The following is a 17,896-nucleotide window of genomic DNA, read 5'->3' as shown; positions in this document are numbered from 1 at the left end:
ATGCTGACGGTAAAGGAAATAAACGAGGTAAGTTTTGGAAAGGCCGGGTTTTCCGGCTATAAACCGGAGGATGTGGACAATTTTATCGACCAGGTTGCCGCGTCTTTCCAGGAACTGCTGGGGGAGCGGGACGCGGCGGTTAAGCAGGCCGGGGAAATGGCGGCGCTGAATGCGGACCTTGCCGCCAAAAGCGCCGACGCACAGCGGAAATTATCCATACTTGCCCAGAAAATAGAGGTTTACCGGGAGGAAGAGGAAGGGATCAAAGAGGCGATTATCAACGCGCAGCGGATGTCGAAGGACCTGGTGAAGGACTCGCAGCAAAAGGCGGACGCTATTTTGCAGGATGCCAGGGCCCAGGCAGAGGCCAAGCTGCTGGAGGCCAACGAGGAGGCCCGGCGTATTACAAGCCACGCCCAGGAGGACGCCGCGAAAGCGGTGCAGGAATATACCCGGCAGGCGGAATCAAAGAAGTCGGAACTGGAGGAGATCAAGCGCCAGGTGACGGCGTTCCGTTCCTCTTTGCTGGAGATGTACAAAAAGCATTTGGAGTGTATTGACCATATCCCTGTGTTCCGCCAGAAGGAGGAGCGCTTTGAGCCGGCGCCTCCGCCAGAGCCCGTGCGCCAGCCGGAACCGCCGGCGCCGGTGGTAGAGCCTGAACCGCCCAGGGTGGAGATGCCAGCCCCCGTCCCGGTGGAACCACAGCCGCCTGTACAGGAGGCGGAGCCCCGTGAGATATACCGTGCGCCCATAGAGGAACCTGCCCCTGTGCCCCAGCCGCGGCGGGAGCCTGCGCCCCCCAAGCGGGAAACGCGCCCGCCTGTAAGCCAGGAGCCCCTGCCGGCTCACACACGGCAGGAGCAGCCCCAGCCGCCGGTGCGTACGTTGAATGACCGGGTGAATTATGTGCAGGAGCAGCTACAGCCCTCGCAGCCGCCGGCGGATTATATGGAGGACACAGGCTTGTCCGCAGTGGGCATAGACTTGAACGCGCACAGCAACATCCCTGAAGCATTGCGCCGGGAGAAGAGCAGCCACTACAGCAACCTGCCCTTTGGCGACGGGGTTGAGATAGACGGCCGCAGGCGCAAGCGGTAAGGCTGGCGGGAAGGGAGATACGCTTGAAAACCGATAGCTATAAAAAGGCCGCTGTACTGGTTGGGGCGGCGCTGTTGATAATCCTGGATCAGGTAACAAAATTTGCGGTGGAAAACGAACTCAAGGGCAAGGGCCGGCAGGTCATGGCGGTGATCCCTGGTTTCTTGGAATTCAGCTACCTGGAAAACCCCGCGGCGGCTTTTGGCTTGCTGGGGGACGTTATCGGGGTGGTGATGGTGCTGACCCTGCTGGTGACGGCCGGCATTTTGGCGGGACTGTTTTGGTATAAGCAGCACAGTGCATTTAGCTATACCGCTGCGGCTTTGCTGCTTGCGGGCGGCCTGGGCAATCTGATCGACCGGATTACCAGGGGTTATGTGGTGGATTTTATCCATGTGGAGTTTTTCCACTATATCTTTAATGTGGCGGATTGCTGTGTGACGGTAGGCGCCTGTTTCCTTGTGCTGCATTACCTGCTTATTACGCACAGGGAGAAACGAGCGCTTGCGGCTGTTTCGGAGGGCGCGGAGGATACGGAAACCCAGCAGGAGCGGGAGTGAGGGAACGCGATGGGCGGTGAAATACTGCTTACGGTTGCCGGCAGTGGCGTACGCCTGGACAAGCTGCTGGCAGATAGGCTGGACGGGATGAGCCGTTCGGCGGTACAGAACCTGATTGGGCAGGGGCTGGTGATATCCGGCGGGAAGGTGTTGGCAAAAAGCGCAAAGCTTTCCCAGGGGCAGGAAATCCGGGTAATGCTGCCGGAGCCCCAGGCGCCGGATATTGTCCCGGAGAGCATCCCACTGGACATTGTGTATGAGGACAGCGACTTGCTGGTTGTCAACAAGCCAAAAGGGATGGTGGTGCACCCTGCGCCGGGGAACTATTCCGGCACGCTGGTGAATGCCCTGATGGACCATTGCGGGGACAGCCTTTCGGGCATAAACGGCGTACTGCGCCCGGGCATTGTCCATCGGATTGACAAGGACACCAGTGGGTTGCTGCTTGTGGCCAAGAATGATTTTTCCCACCGTGGCCTGGCGGAGCAGATCAAGGCCCACAGCCTGACCAGGGAATACCGGGCTCTGGTTTACGGGAATATCCGGGAGGACAGTGGGAAAGTGGACGCGCCCATCGGCCGGCACCCTACAGAGCGTAAAAAAATGGCGGTGCTGCGTGGCTCGCCTACGGCCAGGGAGGCTGTAACGCACTATTATGTGGAAGAACGCCTGCACGGCTTTACCTACCTGCGCCTGCGGCTGGAAACAGGCCGGACCCATCAGATCCGGGTACACATGGCCAGCTTGGGGCATCCTGTGGCAGGAGATTTGGTATATGGACCGAAAAAGGCCATTACGGAACTGCACGGGCAGTGCCTGCACGCCGGGCGGATTGGGTTTGTGCATCCCCGCAGCGGCGTTTACCAGGAATTTGTGGCCCCGTTGCCGGCATATTTTCAGAAGTACCTTACAAAACTCCATGGAAAGGAGGGGCTTTAGATGATTGAAATCTTGCCTGTGGTGGATCGGGAGGAAGAAAAAGGGCTCCTGTCCCAGGTGAAAGGCGCCGGCCCGGCGGCACGGGTGCTGGCAATGCGGGAGCGCGGCACGGTTTTGGGCTGGGTGGCTTTGGAGCTGGAAGGGGATTGTTTGCGCATTTTGCGGCTATATGCAGAGGGATATGACGTTTCCAGGCAGCCGAAGGGGGAGGAGGTTTTTATCCTGGACTCCCTTATGCGCGCGGCGGCCTCTTATGGGGAAACCTTTGGCGCAAACGAAATTGAAACAGCTTTCCCGGACTTTTTCGGTTTTTTTCACGCCAGAGGGTTTGACCAGGACGAAAATCATGCCTTTACGCCTATGGGAACCATTGTAAAATATGATTATTCTTAGCAAAACTGCCTGCGGCACCTGACTGTGCCGCGGGCTTTTCTTAAAAATCTATGAAAACTTTGGGAAAGCTGTTGCATGAAAGCCTGGAAAATGGTAAAATTTCTAAGTTAGGGGTTTATTCCCTTTAGGCTGCCGAAGGATGGAGTGTGTGGCAATGCTGAAAAGTATGACCGGCTTTGGACGTGGAGAGGCAACGGTGGACGGGCATCGCATTGTGTTTGAGATGCGGTCCGTTAACCACAAGTTTTTTGAGATGAACACGCGGATCACCCGTGGGTATGTGTTTTTGGAGGATAGGTTGAAAAGCTACTTGCAGCAACGGATCGTCCGGGGGAAAGTGGATGTATTTTTGCAGATAGAGAACCTGGAGGAAACCAGCGTGCAGGTGCAGGTAAACCATGCTTTGGCGGCGGGTTATTACAAAGCGCTGTTGGAGTTGCAGGAGAGTTATAACCTGCCTGACGGGCCCAGCCTTGCGCAGTTGAGCCGGTACCAGGATGTTTTTGCTATTCATAAAACGCCCGAAGATGAGGACGCGGTATGGGCTGCCGTACTGGCAGTGGCGGGGCCCACGGTGGACTCTTTTATGGAGATGCGGGTGGCGGAAGGCGCCCTGCTGAAGGCGGACATTTTGGAGAAGGCAGGGAATATTCTGGCCATGATAGAAAAAGTGGAGCAGTTGGCCCCCCAGGCCGTGGCGCGGTACCGGGAACGGCTTGCCGCCAAGATACAGGAACTGTTGGGGGATACCCGCATGGATGAACAGCGGTTACTGACCGAGGTGGCCATCTTTGCCGATAAGTCTGCGGTGGACGAGGAAACCGTACGGCTGAAAAGCCACTTTGCCCAGTTGGGGCGGCTGGTGGAGTCGACCGAGCCGGTAGGGCGCAAAATTGATTTCCTGGTGCAGGAGATGAACCGGGAAACGAATACCATCGGCTCCAAATCACAGGACACGGAGATTGCCTATTTGGTGGTGGATATGAAGGCGGAGATAGAAAAGATTCGGGAACAGGTGCAGAATGTGGAGTGACCCTGTATAGCGAGGAGGCTGGGCCTGTGAGGCTGGTAAACGTCGGGTTTGGCAACATGGTTTCGGAGGATAAGGTGGTGGCGGTTGTCAGTAATGAGTCTGCCCCGATCAAGCGCCTGGTGATGGAGGCCAGGGAGAGAGGGGCTGTGATCGACGCGACTTTTGGGCGCAAGACAAAGACGGTGATTATTATGGACAGCGGCAGCGTGGTGCTTTCAGCCATTATGCCGGAAACCGTGGCCGGCAGGTTCAACGGAAAAGAGGATTTGACAGGAGAGGGAGAGTAACATGAGCAGAGGGCTTTTACTGGTGGTTTCCGCGCCTTCCGCTGGGGGCAAAGGGACCATACTGAAGGAGTGGTTCCGGCAGGACCAGAACCTGCGGATGTCTGTATCCGCGACCACCCGGCCGCCCCGGCCAGGGGAGGAGAACGGGCGGGAGTACTATTTTATCAGCCGGAAGGAATTCCAGGGGCTGGTAGACAGCGGCAGTATGCTGGAGCACGCGGAATATGTGGGGAATTGCTATGGCACCCCCAAGGCCCCGGTAGAGAAGTGGCTTTCGGAAGGTTGGGATGTGGTGCTGGAGATCGATGTGCAGGGCGGGGCCCAGATCAAAAAGCTGGCGCCGGATTGTGTATCGGTATTTATTACGCCGCCCTCTATGGAGGTGTTGGAGCAGCGCCTACGGGATAGGGGGACAGAGGATGACGCCACGGTGCGCAAACGTTTGGAAACAGCGCGCCGGGAACTGCCCCACGCGGAGCAGTATGATTATGTGGTTGTCAATGACAGGCTGGAGGATGCGGTGGCGGATATGCAGGCTATCCTTCGCAGCGAAAAATGTAAATGTGCCAGAAACCCCGGCTTTATCCAGCGGGTTTTGGATATATGATAGGCTGAGAAATTATTTTGTTGAGAAAGGAACGTGGTAGCACCATGCTGAAACCATCTGCAAACATTATTAAAACACCCCATATGAACCAGTATTCACTGGTGATTGCCGTGGCCAAACGCGCCCGGCAGATCTCTGAAAAGGCCGAGCTTTCCGGCGACAAACTGGTAGATAAGCCGGTCGACCTGGCCGTGCAGGATTTTGTGCAGGACCGTTACCGTATCCTGGAGCCGGAAGAACTGGAAGGATGACCGGCCTGGCCCAGGTGGCTGTGGAGAACACAGTGTACCATTTTGATAAGCTGTTTACCTACCGGGTGCCGGAGCCGTTGCAGGACCGTGTGCGGCCCGGCGTACGGGTCATGGTCCCGTTCGGCACGGGGAACCGGGAGCGGGTGGGCATGGTTTTCGCCCTGGGCGGCCAGGAAGAGGGGCACCTAAAAGCCGTGCACACTGTTCTGGACAAGGAGCCCGTGCTGGACGGCGGGGAACTTGCGCTTGCCCTGTGGATGAAAAACCGCTATTTTTGCACACTTTTCAGCACGGTCAAGCAGATGATCCCTGCCGGGTTACAGTTCCGAGTGAGGGACAGCTACTTGTTGGATCAGGGTTTTACGGACTTTGACCGGGAAGCGTGGGACGGCCTATCCTGGCAGATCATTACGGCCTTACGTACGGCAGGGAAGGCTGTCCCATTTGAAAAACTCTCCCGTGCCCTGGGGATCACCCAGGACAACCCGGCGTTTCAGGCTTTGCTGGAAAAAGGCGTGGTCTGTAAGGTTAACCTGGCCACGAGCCGGGTACAGGACGCGGTGGCAAAAATGGTACGGCCAGTGACGGCGTTTGACGGCAAGCTTACCCCCCGGCAGAGGGAGGTATACCAGGTGCTGCTGGACGTGGGGGAGGCTACGGAAAAGGAACTGTGCTACTTTACGGGGGCGTCCTCCGGGGTGGTGAAGGCACTGGCCGCCAAGGGGGCTGCCGAGGTCTTTGAATACGAACTGTACCGCAGGCCGGAACAGGCTGCCGGTACATCCGGCCATTTGGAGGATCTGGTGCTTTCCCCTTCCCAGCAGCGGGCGCTGGACGGTTTGTGCCGCGAATTCGAGCAGGCGCGGGAAGGGCGGCGGTGTGCGCTGCTATATGGCGTGACCGGCAGTGGTAAAACCTCTGTTTTCCTTAAGCTGATCGAGTATGTGTTGGCCCAGGGGCGGGGAGCCATTGTGATGGTGCCGGAGATTTCATTAACCGGGCAGACTGTGCGGCTGTTTCAACAGTGTTTTGGCGACCGTGTAGCTGTTTTTCACAGCAGGCTTTCCTTAGGGGAACGGCTGGACGAATGGAAACGGGTGCGCCGTGGAGAGGCGAAAATTGCTGTAGGGACCCGCTCTGCGGTGTTTGCGCCGGTGAGAAATTTGGGGCTGATTGTAATTGACGAGGAGCAGGAGCATACCTATAAGTCTGAGGCCAGCCCCCGCTTTGACGCCAGGGAAGTAGCCCGTTACCGCTGCGCAAAGGCCGGCGCTTTTTGCCTGATGTCTTCCGCTACCCCTTCGATTGAAAGCTATTACATGGTACGTACGGGGAAGTTCCTCTTCCACAAGCTGGACGGCCGCTTTGGCCAGGCGGAAATGCCGCAGGTAGAACTGGCCGACATGAACTGGGAGGATTGCCCTGGTGGCGAGAGCGCTATCGGCATGGCATTGGGCGAGGCGCTGGTGGAAAACTTCCGAAAAGGGAAACAATCCATTGTGTTGCTGAACCGGAGGGGGTACCATACATTTGCCAGTTGCCGTTCTTGCCGGGAGGTCATCAGTTGCCCGAACTGTAGTATCTCCCTAACCTACCACAGTGCCAACCGACGGCTGATGTGCCATTATTGCGGGTATTCTACCCCCATGTTGAAAATATGCCCCTCCTGCGGTAGTGAAAGCTTGGCCTTCCGGGGGGTAGGGACCCAGAAGGCGGAAGAACAGCTACGGGAACTGCTGCCGGAGGCCAGGATCCTGCGGGTAGACACGGATTCCATGTCCGGGCGGTATGCGCTGGAACGAAGGCTGGAGGAGTTTGCCAGGGGGGAATACGACGTGATGGTGGGTACGCAGATGGTGGCCAAAGGGCTGGACTTTGAAAACGTCACGCTGGTGGGGGTGCTTTCGGCTGACCAGGCGCTTTACAGTGATGATTTTCGCAGCAATGAGAGGACGTTTGATTTGCTTACCCAGGTGGTAGGCCGTGCCGGGCGAGGCAAGTATCCGGGACGGGCGGTTATACAGACATTTACCCCGGAAAACCCTGTCCTGCATCTCGCGGCAAAACAGGACTATTTTGGCTTTGCCAGGCAGGAGTTGGCCTATAGGAAGGGCCTGCTCTACCCGCCTTTTGTGGACATACTGCTGGTCGGTTTTGTAGGTATGGAGGAGCCGTTGACCCGGTTGGCGGCGGAGCGCTTTCTACAAGAGTTAGGCGATCGGGCGGAAAAAGAGTACCGGGAACTGCCCCTGCGGGTATTGCGGCCATCTCCGGCTGCCATTGCCAGGGTGGGGGGGAAATACCGGTATAAGCTTATTATCAAGTGCAGGAATTCCCCGCGGCTGCGGAACATGATTGCCGAACTGCTGGGCCATTTTGCAGGGCTTAAAGAATTTCAGCAAGTTACAGTTTATGCAGACCCGAACCCTGTGCGGGTGATGTAAAGGCTGCCTTGTTTTGACATATAGAAAGTTTTCATCTGAAAGGATATGACGTAAGCATGGCTATAAGGAATATAGTGAAGTTTGGAGACGACGTATTGACAAAGATGTGCCGCCCGGTAGAAAAGTTTGACCGAAAACTGCACCAGTTGCTGGACGATATGCAAGATACCCTTTATGAGGCAAACGGCGCTGGGCTTGCAGCCCCTCAGGTGGGGGTGCTGCGCCAAGTATGTATTGTTGATGTGGGCGATGGGCCCATTGAGATGATCAACCCTGAGATCATCGCCGTGGAGGGGGAACAGACAGGACCGGAAGGCTGCCTTTCTCTGCCGGACGAATGGGGAGAGGTCACACGGCCTATGAAAGTGACCGTTAAGGCCCAGAACCGCAAGGGGAAGTGGTTTGAGGTTACCGGCGAGGAACTGTGCGCCCGGGCTTTCTGCCATGAGATCGACCATCTGCATGGTGTGATTTTTACGGACAAAGCCAACCGGATGCTTACGAGGGAAGAACTGGAAGAGTTGAAAGAGAAATAAAGGAGGGCCAGGATGCGCATTGTATTTATGGGGACGCCTGATTTTGCGGTTCCGTCATTACAAAGCCTGATCGACCGTGGGCACCAGATTTGCGGCGTATTTACACAGCCGGATAAGCCGAAAGGCAGGGGACACAAAATGCAACCGCCACCCGTAAAGGAACTTGCTTTGCAGTTTGGGTTGCCGGTTTTTCAGCCAGCTACCCTACGGGACAGCCAGGCGCAGGACACCGTGGAGGAATTAGCGCCGGATGTGATTGTTGTAGTGGCTTACGGGAAGTTACTGCCACCCAGGGTGTTGGGAATACCAAAATGGGGCTGCATCAATGTGCATGGCTCACTTTTACCAAAATACCGGGGGGCCGCGCCCATCCAGTGGGCAGTGCTGAACGGGGAGAAAACCACAGGTGTGACGACCATGTTTATGGCTGAGGGGATGGATACCGGCGATATGCTTATGAAAAGCGAAACGCCGGTTGGGCCGGAGGAAACAGCAGGCGAGCTTTTTGACCGGCTGAAGGGATTGGGCGCTGCTTTACTGATAGAAACATTGGACAGGCTGGAACAGGGTGGGCTTACCCGGATCCCCCAAAACCATGAGGAGGCAACCCAGGCCCCTATGCTTACCAAGGAGATGTCTGTACTTAACTGGAACAGGCCGGCCCAAGAGGTACATGATTGGATCCGCGGGCTGAACCCCTGGCCATGCGCGGTAACGGCCTTGGGCGGAGAGCGCGTAAAGTTGTTGGGTTCACGGGTAATCGGCAAACAGGGCCCGGCGGGCACGGCGTTTGAAACAGGCGGGGAATTGGGCATTTATTGCGGGCAAGATGCGCTGGTCATTACAGAACTACAGGCCGGGAATGGGAAACGCATGAGTGGCAAAAGCTACTTGTTGGGGCATCCGTTGTGCATGGAACCTTGAACGGGGGCATCGCGCAAAGAGATAAACTTTACAGAAAACCAGATACTTGGTAAGGGAAAGCGAACCAAAAATGAAATTAATAAACCAGACTGCCAGGATAATCGCTTTACAGGCACTTTTACGGATGGAGAAAAAAGAAGGCTACTCGAATATTGTGCTGGATAAAGCTTTGGCGGGGTCTAGCCTGGGTGGGCGGGACCGTGCATTGGCCTCTACTATTTTTTATGGTACATTGGAACGGCGCTTGACTTTGGACTATTACCTGCACCACTGTTTCAAGCAACCGGGCAAGCGGGTAGAGCCACTGGCTATGTGGGCGCTGCGCAGTGCCGCTTATCAGATACTGTTCCTGGACCGGATACCCGCACCGGCAGCGGTGAACGAAACGGTGGATGCGGTCAAGGCTTTGGGGCAACCCCATCTTGCCGGCTTTGTGAATGGTGTGTTACGGGGGCTGCTCCGCCGGAAGGGAGATATCACCTTGCCTACAGGACAGGACGTCCGTGGGCTAAGTTTGCGTTACTCTGTGCCGGAGGATTTGATCCGCCTGTGGCAAGAAAGTTATGGCGATGACTTGACACGGAAACTATTGGATAGTATGATGGAAAGGCCGAAAACCTTTATCCGCCTTAACACGGCTAAGGGTGATGCCACACAGCTAAAAGCGAGGCTAGAAACCGAAGGCGTAAAGCTTGCTGCTTTGCAGAAACTGGAATATGCCGCTGTCATAGAGAATTGCGGTACCCCCACGGAACTCACCGCATTTAAGGACGGGCTGTTCCATGTGCAGGATTTATCTGCACAGTTGGTGTGCAGGCTGCTGTCCCCGCAGCCTGGGGAGAGGATTTGCGACTGCTGCGCGGCACCCGGTGGGAAAACCTTTACACTGGCACAGGGCGCGGCCGGGGGGAAAGTATATGCGGCTGACCTTTATGAGAGCCGGGTCAGGCTGATACGTTCCGGGTCGAAAAGGCTGGGGCTGGAAAATGTTGTTCCCCTGGTCCATGACGCTACAAAGGAGTTTGAGAAGATACCACAGGTGGATAAGATGCTTTGCGACGTGCCATGTTCCGGTTTTGGGGTAATCCGTCGAAAGCCGGAAATCCGCTATAGGGATTTGGACACAATAAAGGGGCTGCCCTCGCTACAGTATGCTATTTTGCGGCAGGCAAGCCAAAAAGTACGGCCGGGCGGTATGCTGGTATACGCTACCTGCACCCTGAATCCGGCAGAAAATGAGCAGGTTGCAGCACGCTTTTTAAAGGAAAATAACGGCTTTACGCCGATAAAGATAGAACTTGGGTTAGAGCATTGGCACCATGAACCGGACTATATGCTGACAATGGCCCCGTTTTCTGGGGCATCAGACGGCTTTTTTGCGGCAGCTTTCCGAAAACTTTGAGATAGGGGCAGACAGTTGGAAAAAGTTGACATCAAGTCCATGCAATTAGAAGAGTTGGAGCAGGCTTTCCGGGCTGCCGGGCTGCCGGGGTTCCGGGCCAAGCAGGTATTTCGGTGGCTGCACCGGGGTGTGGAGGATTTCCCTGCAATGACCGACCTCTCCAAAGACCTGCGGGCCGGACTGGCTGAGCGGTACTGGATCCCCTCTGTAGAGGTGCTGGGGAAACGGGTTTCCAAGGATGGCACGGTGAAATACCTCTTCCGGTTGTCAGACGGCCAGTTGGTGGAATCTGTTTTGATGTGCTACCACCACGGGTATTCCATTTGCATTTCTACCCAGGTTGGGTGTAAAATGAATTGCAGCTTTTGCGCCACCGGGCAGGGGGGCTTTTCCCGTAACCTGCTGCCCGCAGAAATGCTGGGCCAGATCCAGGCCGCCCAGCGGGACGCAGGGATAAGGGTATCCAACATTGTGTTGATGGGCATGGGGGAGCCGATGGACAACTATGCAAATGTACTGCGCTTTCTCCAACTGGTTTCCCACCCGGAGGGGATGCATATAGGGATGCGGCATATTTCCCTTTCTACTTGTGGGCTTGTTGATAAAATCTATCAACTGGCCGGGGAAAAGCTGCAAATAACCCTGTCTGTTTCCCTGCACGCGCCGAATGATGAGATCAGAAACCAGACTATGCCGGTAAACCGGCGTTGGAATATGGATGAACTGCTGAAAGCCTGCCGGTTTTATGCTAAAGAAACAGGCAGGAGAATATCTTTTGAGTATGCGATGATCCATGGCGTGAACGATATGGACTGGTGCGCCAGGGAGCTGGTACGGAAACTGCGGGGGATGCCGGCCCATGTGAACCTGATCCCGGTGAATGACGTGACAGGCACGGGCTACCGTAAAAGCAGTGCCGAAAGCCTGAAACGTTTTGCGGCTATTATAGAGTCTGGCGGTTGTACCGCTACAGTACGTAGAACGCTTGGGTCAGATATTGAGGCTTCCTGTGGGCAGCTTCGCCGAAAATATGAAGGAGGGAACGGATATGAGGGTTGATTTTGCCACAGATACAGGCCCGGTGCGCAGTACGAACCAGGACGCCTGCCGGTGCGGGCTGTTCTCGCAGGACAGCGCCTGGGCGGTGGTCTGCGACGGCATGGGTGGGGCCAATGGGGGCAACATAGCCAGCAGTATTGCGGTTGAGCAGATAGAAGAACAACTGACCAGCCATTACGCAGAGGACATGAGCCCTGGCAGCATCAAAAGTATGCTGGTCAATGCCATATACCGGGCCAATACCGCTATATTTGAAACAGCGAAAGAGAAGGCAGAACTGCGGGGCATGGGCACCACGGCAGTGGTCTTGCTGGCGGCAAAAGGCCAGTTGCACGTGGCCCATGTCGGTGACAGCCGGGCTTACCTGAAAAACCGTGGGGGGCTTACCCAGCTTACCATGGATCATTCCTATGTACAGGATCTGGTGAATTTTGGGCAGATCACCAAGGAGCAAGCCCGCACCCATCCCCGCCGTAACATCATTACCCGGGTGTTGGGTGTGCATGACGCTGTTTCCGCAGACTACTCTGTATGGGATTTCCACTCCGGCGACGTGGCCCTGGCCTGCACGGACGGCCTGACCGGCTATATGGAGGACAGTATGCTGGAAGAATATATAGAGAAACATGGCGGCAGCGGAGAGAAACTGACCGGCCAGTTGGTTCGCTACGCGGTAGATTGCGGCGGAGCGGATAATATCACCGTTGCGGTGGTAAACAATACCTGATAGGAAACGGGGGAGTTGTTATGGATAAATTCATCGGCAAACGGTTGGACGGAAGGTATGAGATCCACAACCTGGTAGGCATGGGCGGTATGGCCTGTGTGTACCGGGCTTACGACCGGGTGGAGGATCGCTGGGTTGCTATTAAGATTTTGAAGGAAGAGTTTTCGGACAACAGCGACTTCCTGCGGCGGTTCCGCAATGAAGCAAAGGCCATTACGTTGCTGTCCCACCCCAATATCGTGGAGGTTTTCGATGTAAGCTTTGGGGATAGGTTACAGTATATTGTGATGGAATACATTGACGGTATCACCCTCAAGCAATATATCGAGCAGGAGGGCGCCATCCGCTGGGATGAAACGCTGCATTTCACCATCCAGATCTTAATGGCCCTGGAGCACGCCCATGAAAAGGGGATCATCCACCGGGACATCAAACCCCAAAACGTTATGCTGTTACAAAACGGCACCATTAAGGTGACAGACTTTGGCATTGCCAGGTTTTCCCAAAGCGAAACCCAGACCATGACGGATAAGGCCATCGGCTCGGTACATTACATTGCGCCGGAGCAGGCCAGGGGCGACTATATTACCAACAAGGCCGACATCTATTCCGTGGGCGTGATGCTGTATGAGATGATCACCGGGAAACTGCCCTTTGTGGCGGACAACGCGGTTTCCGTTGCCCTGATGCAGCTTCAGGTCAAGCCGACCATGCCCAGGGAGTTAAACCCCAATCTGCCAAGAGGGCTGGAGCAGATTACCATGAAGGCGATGGAGAAAAACCCCGTAGACCGTTTCCAGTCTGCGGGGGAAATGCTGGATGACATTGACCAGTTCCGCCGGAATCCGGGTATGGTGTTCCACTATGATATCCAGCCCATCCGTTCCAGCGCCTATGACGCGCCCCGGAATATCGATTCGTATGACTCCACCCGGTTTACGCCCGAATATAATGACAGCTACGAGTACGAAGAGGAGTATGTGCGTGCCCGCCGCGGAGCCAGAGGGGCTATGGTGGTGAAAGGTGTCATTGTTGCAGCCATCATCGTAATTATGGCGGTAGCAGCGGTTTGGCTGCTGAAAAACTGGGATACTATGCTGACCCCGCCGGCAGATGAACAGATCGAGTTGCCGGATTTTGTGGGAAAGCTGTATGATGAAGTATTGGCAAACCCGGAGTACACTGAGAACTTCAAGTTTAAGCGCACAGAGGGCAATGACCCCGACTTGCCCACCGGGCAAATCATGCGCCAGTCGCCTGCTAAGGGGATTATGGTGAAGAAGGGCTCGGAGGTTGAATTGCAGGTCAACGGCAAGGTGGAGCAGGTGCCGGTGCCGGAGATGAAGGGTTGGTCCCAGGCGGATGCTGTAGCCATGCTGAAGGAAAGCAACCTTAAATACAAGGTGGAGTCCGTTGCGGATGACGAGATTGAAATTGGCAAAGTGGTTTCCACCAACCCACAGGCCAACACCATGGTAGACGTGGGGAGCACAGTGACCGTCAATGTTAGCAAGGGGCCCGCCACCAAGAAGGTACACGTCCCCGACGGCCTACAAGGTAAGACCCTGTACGAGGTAACGACGTTGCTGGAAGAGGCCAAGTTGAAGGTAGGGAATGTGGTCTATGACGACAGCAGCACCCAGGATAAAGACACCGTCATCAGCACCAACCCGGTGCCGGGGGCTGAAGTGTCTGAGGGCGCTACGGTAGATTTGGTGGTAAGTACCGGCAAAAATGCCACCAAGACTGTATCCAGGACCATCAGCCTGCCTGGCTCGGTGAATATGGATGTAAGCCTAAAGGTGTACCGCAACGGTGTAGTGACCGAGGAACGCACCGTTAACCCCGCCTATGTTGGCAGCTACGAGCTGTCGTTTACGGGCACCTCGGGGGAAGAGAATGTGGTGGTGCGGCTGAACGATCAGGACTATATGTATCTTACCTTCAACTTTGACACACAAGAGGCCAAGATCACCCAGGAGTTCGAATTTACACCGCCTGAAAGCGAGCCTGAGCCGGACAGCAGCGATGAACCGCTCCAGGACGGGACCGGCGGGGACATCCAGCCCTCGGGGAACTGAGAACAGGCGTATGGAATTAAAGGGTTTTGTCCTAAAATGCATAGGCGGCTTTTATACAGTGGAAACGGACGAGGGCCGGTTTGTCTGCCGGGCCAGAGGGCGGTTCCGCAAAGAGGGCGTTTCGCCCTGCGCGGGGGATCAGGTAGCGATTACCACGGCGCCGGACGGGACCGGGGCACTAACAGAGATATTGCCCCGCAGAAGCCACCTGGTACGGCCGCCACTGGCCAATCTGGAGCGCCTGTTTATTGTGGCCTCCCTGCAAGAGCCTGCCCCCCATATGCTGCTGATTGACAAAACTGTGGCAGTGGCTGAGTTAAACGGGATAGAGCCGGTGGTTGTATTTACCAAAGCCGATCTGGGCGCCCCTGAGGAACTGTTGGGGGCCTACCGGCTGGCTAAGATCAGTTGTTGCGCGGTATGCGCCAGAACCGGCCAGGGTGTGGACCATATACGGGCGTTGGCGATGGGAAAGGTTTCGGCTTTTATTGGGAACTCCGGGGTGGGGAAGTCTACCCTGTTGAATGCAGCTTTTCCGGACCTTCAGCTTAAAACGGGGGAGATCAGCCAGAAACTGGGCCGTGGGCGGCATACCACCCGCGAGGTGGCTTTCTTCCCCCTGGAGGCCGGAGGCTATGTGGCAGATACGCCGGGTTTTTCCACCTTTGATATAGAAAAGTACCGGCTGACAGACAAAGAACAGCTTATTCATGGGTTTAGGGAAATGGAAGCACTGGCCGAAACGTGCCGGTTCAGTTCTTGTTCGCATACCTGCGAAAAGGGCTGCGCCGTCCTGCGGGCAGTGGATGAGGGAAATGTCGCCCGTTCCCGGCTGGAAAGCTACACGGCGATGTATCAAGAGATAAAGGATGTAAAACAATGGGAGCAGAAAAGCAAGCTTGTATGATCATTGGGGCCGCGCCTATCAACAGCCGGCAGGTTTTTAAGGAGTTTAACCCCAGGCATTATTATGTGATCTGTGCCGACGCAGGCTATGAGAGCGCGCTGAAAGCCGGGATACAGCCGGATCTGGTGGTGGGGGATTTCGACTCTGCTAAGGAGCCGCCCCCGGACACGGTGAAATGCCTGACATTGCCGGTGGAGAAGGATGTAACCGACACCATGTTTGCGGTGCTGAGGGGCTTTAGCATGGGCTTTCGCAGCTTTTTGCTGCTGGGCTGCCTGGGTGGAGAACGTTTTGACCACAGCCTGGCCAACCTGGAAGTACTACAGTACATCCGCGAGCACGGGGGGCATGGCATTATGGCGGATGCCCACACCAAAGTATTCCTTTTGCACGATGAAAGGCTGAAAATGACCAACATGATGGGGGCCACGGTGTCGGTGTTCCCCTATAACGGTTCGGCCTGTACGGTTAGCTACCTGGGCCTGCAATACCCGCTAAACCGGGAGCAGCTTAGCTGCGGCGGGTTCCCTATGGGGATCAGCAACCAGGTGGCGGAAGACCCGGCGGAGGTCCGGGTACATAACGGGTCGGCGCTGGTGGTGGTTACCCAGTAACACTTTTCCTCTGGCTGTGTATACTGGAATAACGAGCCAATCAGCCGGGAGGTCGAATGCCATGTCAAAGCACAAGTTCAGATGCACCTGCATAAAAGACCGTGACTGCCGTCATATGTGTACCGTGTGCTTTGGTTTGGGGATGACTGTTTCCTGCTTTTGCCCGATGGGCTTTGCGCTGTTTTTGTCTGCGGTGATCTTAGTGGCCCTGGGTATCTCGTTATTACGGTACTAAGTGGGAGGTATCAGCATGAAGGTCGTCATTTTGGAAAAACGCAAGGGGTTTTGGGGCTTTTTCCTCAGAAAGCTTTACGGTATCCGCAAAGTAGAAGAAGTGTAAAATTACTTATTTGTCCGCCGGACAGCGGGGTTCCTCCCCCGGTTCCGGCGGATTTTTCTTTATAAAAAGGGAAGTCCGCATATTTGGGCCAGGGGCGCATACATATTAGGTAAGAAAGCCAAAGGAGAGGATGCTGTATGCAGGCTCAAATCAAGACCGCGCCCTACGAATATTTCGACCCAGTATTTGACGGCCATTACGAAACGCCGATAGACACCGAATACAATCTGCCTGATTACTGCGCAGATATTCAGAAAATACTTAAGTGCAGGGTCGTGCCGGAAGTTTCATCCTACTTGATTACCGGCGATACCCTGACCTGCGACGGTGTATGTGATGTCCGGGTGCTCTATCTGGACGGAAAGGGGGAGCAGGTTCGCTGCTGTGAGTTTACCAAAGACTTTACAGCCTCCATCAAACTAAAGAATGCAGAGGAGAAGGCCATTGCGTGTGTGCAGGCCTCTGTTTCACACCTGACCTGCCGGGCGGTCAGCGCCAGGCGGGTAGACCTTCATGCCGCCGTTACCCTACAGGTGCTGGCCGTTGTGCAGAAGAAGGAGCTGATCACCTGTAGCCTGGAGGATGAGTCCATCGAGAAACGGGGGGAGAGCTTTGAGGCGCACCAGGCGGTAAACGCATTGTGCCACCAGTTCACCATTGAAGATACCCTGCCGGTCAAAAACGGCAAACCGCCCATTGAAAGTATCTTGCGCAGGGAGGTAAGCTGCCGGGTGATTGAGAGCCGGCTCTCGGAGGAGCGGCTTACGGTAAATGGCAGCGCAGATATCTCCTTCCTTTACACACCGTCCGTGGACAGTGCCAATGTGGAAAAGCTGTCTGCCTCCATCGATTTCAGCCAAGTCATTGAGTGTGCCGGGGCAGAGGAAAGCTGTATCTGCGACCTGCGCATTGTCACCGGTGAGAGCAGCATCCAGCCCAGGGAGGACGACGTGGGGGAGTATACCAGCGTGAGTGTGGTGGTAAAGGTGTTCCTGATGGCCTTTTTGTATCAAACTTGCGAAGTGGAGATCATCGACGATGCCTACTCCGTTAAGGCCCCGCTGGAACTGCGATATGCCCAAAGCGCCTTTACCCGGCTGCATGGGCAAAATACGGAAGTGCTGAAGAATAAGTGCAGCCTTTCGGTTACGGAAGATGAGATCCAGAAAGTCCTGGACATCTGGTGCGAGCAGGATACAGTGCAGTCTGCTTGCGAGAAGGGGAAACTGAACTACCGTGTTAAGTATACAATATGTATGCTGTACGTCAGTGCCCAGGGGCGTATTTTGTATACAGAAAAGCAGTTTGACCGCAATTTTACCATCGAACTGGATAACCAGCTTGCCAAGCGTGCGGATACCACCTGGCGCACCGACCTGTGGGAATACCGTATCGCCGATAAGAACACCGTAGAAATATCCGTGGAAACCACGGTCAGTTCCTTACTGCTGAGCCTAAACAATGTCAAGTACCTGACATCGGCAGCGATGGACGATACAGCCGGCGGCTTTGAGGGAAAACCCCGTTTCCTTATATACTATGCCTCTGCCGGGGAAAAGCTGTGGGATATTGCCAAGAGCCACCGGGCGCTACTGGCGGATATCCGAAACCAGAACGAACTGTTTGACGATATTGTGCCGGAGGCCAGCCCCATCATTATTTGCAACCGGTAAATGCAAAACGCCCCAGAA

Annotated in this window: 19 protein-coding genes; all 19 read left to right on the top strand. The window is 55.4% G+C overall.

The window, feature by feature from the left end:
• On the top strand, window positions 1-1,101 hold the full coding sequence (locus U8U01_RS09910) for a DivIVA domain-containing protein (RefSeq protein WP_322173805.1): 1,101 nt from the start codon (window positions 1-3) through the stop codon (window positions 1,099-1,101).
• 23 nt (window positions 1,102-1,124) lie between these two features.
• Entirely contained in the window at window positions 1,125-1,661 is a 537-nt protein-coding gene (gene lspA / locus U8U01_RS09905; protein ID WP_322173803.1) for a signal peptidase II, read from the top strand.
• Between the two features lie 9 nt (window positions 1,662-1,670).
• On the top strand, window positions 1,671-2,600 hold the full coding sequence (locus U8U01_RS09900) for an RluA family pseudouridine synthase (RefSeq protein ID WP_322173801.1): 930 nt from the start codon (window positions 1,671-1,673) through the stop codon (window positions 2,598-2,600).
• Window positions 2,601-2,993, top strand: coding sequence for a hypothetical protein (locus tag U8U01_RS09895; RefSeq protein ID WP_322173799.1), 393 nt, complete (start codon window positions 2,601-2,603; stop codon window positions 2,991-2,993).
• Window positions 2,994-3,147: 154 nt separating this feature from the next.
• Window positions 3,148-4,026 (top strand): YicC/YloC family endoribonuclease, encoded by an 879-nt coding sequence (locus U8U01_RS09890; protein WP_322173848.1) that lies wholly within the window; start codon window positions 3,148-3,150, stop codon window positions 4,024-4,026.
• Window positions 4,027-4,052: 26 nt separating this feature from the next.
• The gene (locus tag U8U01_RS09885) at window positions 4,053-4,313 is read left to right on the top strand and encodes a DUF370 domain-containing protein (protein ID WP_322173798.1); all 261 of its coding nucleotides are present in this window, start codon (window positions 4,053-4,055) and stop codon (window positions 4,311-4,313) included.
• A 1-nt stretch (window position 4,314) separates the two neighbouring features.
• Window positions 4,315-4,920 (top strand): guanylate kinase, encoded by a 606-nt coding sequence (gene gmk, locus U8U01_RS09880; protein ID WP_322173796.1) that lies wholly within the window; start codon window positions 4,315-4,317, stop codon window positions 4,918-4,920.
• Window positions 4,921-5,003: 83 nt separating this feature from the next.
• Complete coding sequence (locus tag U8U01_RS09875) at window positions 5,004-5,171, top strand: DNA-directed RNA polymerase subunit omega (RefSeq protein WP_322173794.1); 168 nt, start codon at window positions 5,004-5,006, stop codon at window positions 5,169-5,171.
• The gene (gene priA, locus U8U01_RS09870) at window positions 5,168-7,615 is read left to right on the top strand and encodes a replication restart helicase PriA (protein WP_322173793.1); all 2,448 of its coding nucleotides are present in this window, start codon (window positions 5,168-5,170) and stop codon (window positions 7,613-7,615) included. The genes U8U01_RS09875 and priA overlap by 4 nt, the downstream gene beginning before the upstream one ends.
• Before the next feature lie 56 nt (window positions 7,616-7,671).
• Window positions 7,672-8,151: a peptide deformylase gene (def, locus tag U8U01_RS09865; protein ID WP_322173791.1), complete on the top strand. Its 480-nt coding sequence runs from the start codon at window positions 7,672-7,674 to the stop codon at window positions 8,149-8,151.
• A 12-nt stretch (window positions 8,152-8,163) separates the two neighbouring features.
• Window positions 8,164-9,075 (top strand): methionyl-tRNA formyltransferase, encoded by a 912-nt coding sequence (gene fmt, locus U8U01_RS09860; RefSeq protein WP_322173790.1) that lies wholly within the window; start codon window positions 8,164-8,166, stop codon window positions 9,073-9,075.
• A 70-nt stretch (window positions 9,076-9,145) separates the two neighbouring features.
• Window positions 9,146-10,477, top strand: coding sequence for a 16S rRNA (cytosine(967)-C(5))-methyltransferase RsmB (rsmB, locus tag U8U01_RS09855; RefSeq protein ID WP_322173788.1), 1,332 nt, complete (start codon window positions 9,146-9,148; stop codon window positions 10,475-10,477).
• A gap of 15 nt (window positions 10,478-10,492) precedes the next feature.
• Complete coding sequence (gene rlmN, locus U8U01_RS09850; protein WP_322173786.1) at window positions 10,493-11,536, top strand: dual-specificity RNA methyltransferase RlmN; 1,044 nt, start codon at window positions 10,493-10,495, stop codon at window positions 11,534-11,536.
• The gene (locus tag U8U01_RS09845; RefSeq protein WP_322173784.1) at window positions 11,526-12,263 is read left to right on the top strand and encodes a Stp1/IreP family PP2C-type Ser/Thr phosphatase; all 738 of its coding nucleotides are present in this window, start codon (window positions 11,526-11,528) and stop codon (window positions 12,261-12,263) included. Before rlmN ends, U8U01_RS09845 begins: the two co-directional genes overlap by 11 nt.
• 20 nt (window positions 12,264-12,283) lie before the next feature.
• Window positions 12,284-14,344 carry a Stk1 family PASTA domain-containing Ser/Thr kinase gene (pknB, locus tag U8U01_RS09840; RefSeq protein ID WP_322173782.1) on the top strand — a complete coding sequence of 687 codons (2,061 nt, stop codon included), beginning with the start codon at window positions 12,284-12,286 and terminating at the stop codon, window positions 14,342-14,344.
• 10 nt (window positions 14,345-14,354) lie between these two features.
• Entirely contained in the window at window positions 14,355-15,251 is an 897-nt protein-coding gene (gene rsgA, locus U8U01_RS09835; protein WP_322173780.1) for a ribosome small subunit-dependent GTPase A, read from the top strand.
• A complete protein-coding gene (locus U8U01_RS09830) occupies window positions 15,224-15,865 on the top strand; it encodes a thiamine diphosphokinase (RefSeq protein WP_322173778.1) in 642 nt (213 codons plus the stop codon). The genes rsgA and U8U01_RS09830 overlap by 28 nt, the downstream gene beginning before the upstream one ends.
• Window positions 15,866-15,926: 61 nt before the next feature.
• The gene (locus tag U8U01_RS09825) at window positions 15,927-16,100 is read left to right on the top strand and encodes a hypothetical protein (protein WP_322173776.1); all 174 of its coding nucleotides are present in this window, start codon (window positions 15,927-15,929) and stop codon (window positions 16,098-16,100) included.
• A 242-nt stretch (window positions 16,101-16,342) separates the two neighbouring features.
• Window positions 16,343-17,878, top strand: a complete 1,536-nt coding sequence (locus U8U01_RS09820; RefSeq protein ID WP_322173774.1) for a DUF3794 domain-containing protein — start codon at window positions 16,343-16,345, stop codon at window positions 17,876-17,878.
• Window positions 17,879-17,896: the final 18 nt, after the last annotated feature.

Origin of the sequence: Acutalibacter caecimuris (genome assembly GCF_034335085.1) — a bacterium.
Classification (GTDB): Bacteria; Bacillota; Clostridia; order Oscillospirales; family Acutalibacteraceae; genus Acutalibacter; species Acutalibacter caecimuris.
The sequence above is the reverse complement of the archived record's forward strand: the minus strand, read 5'-3'. Positions and strand labels throughout refer to the sequence as shown.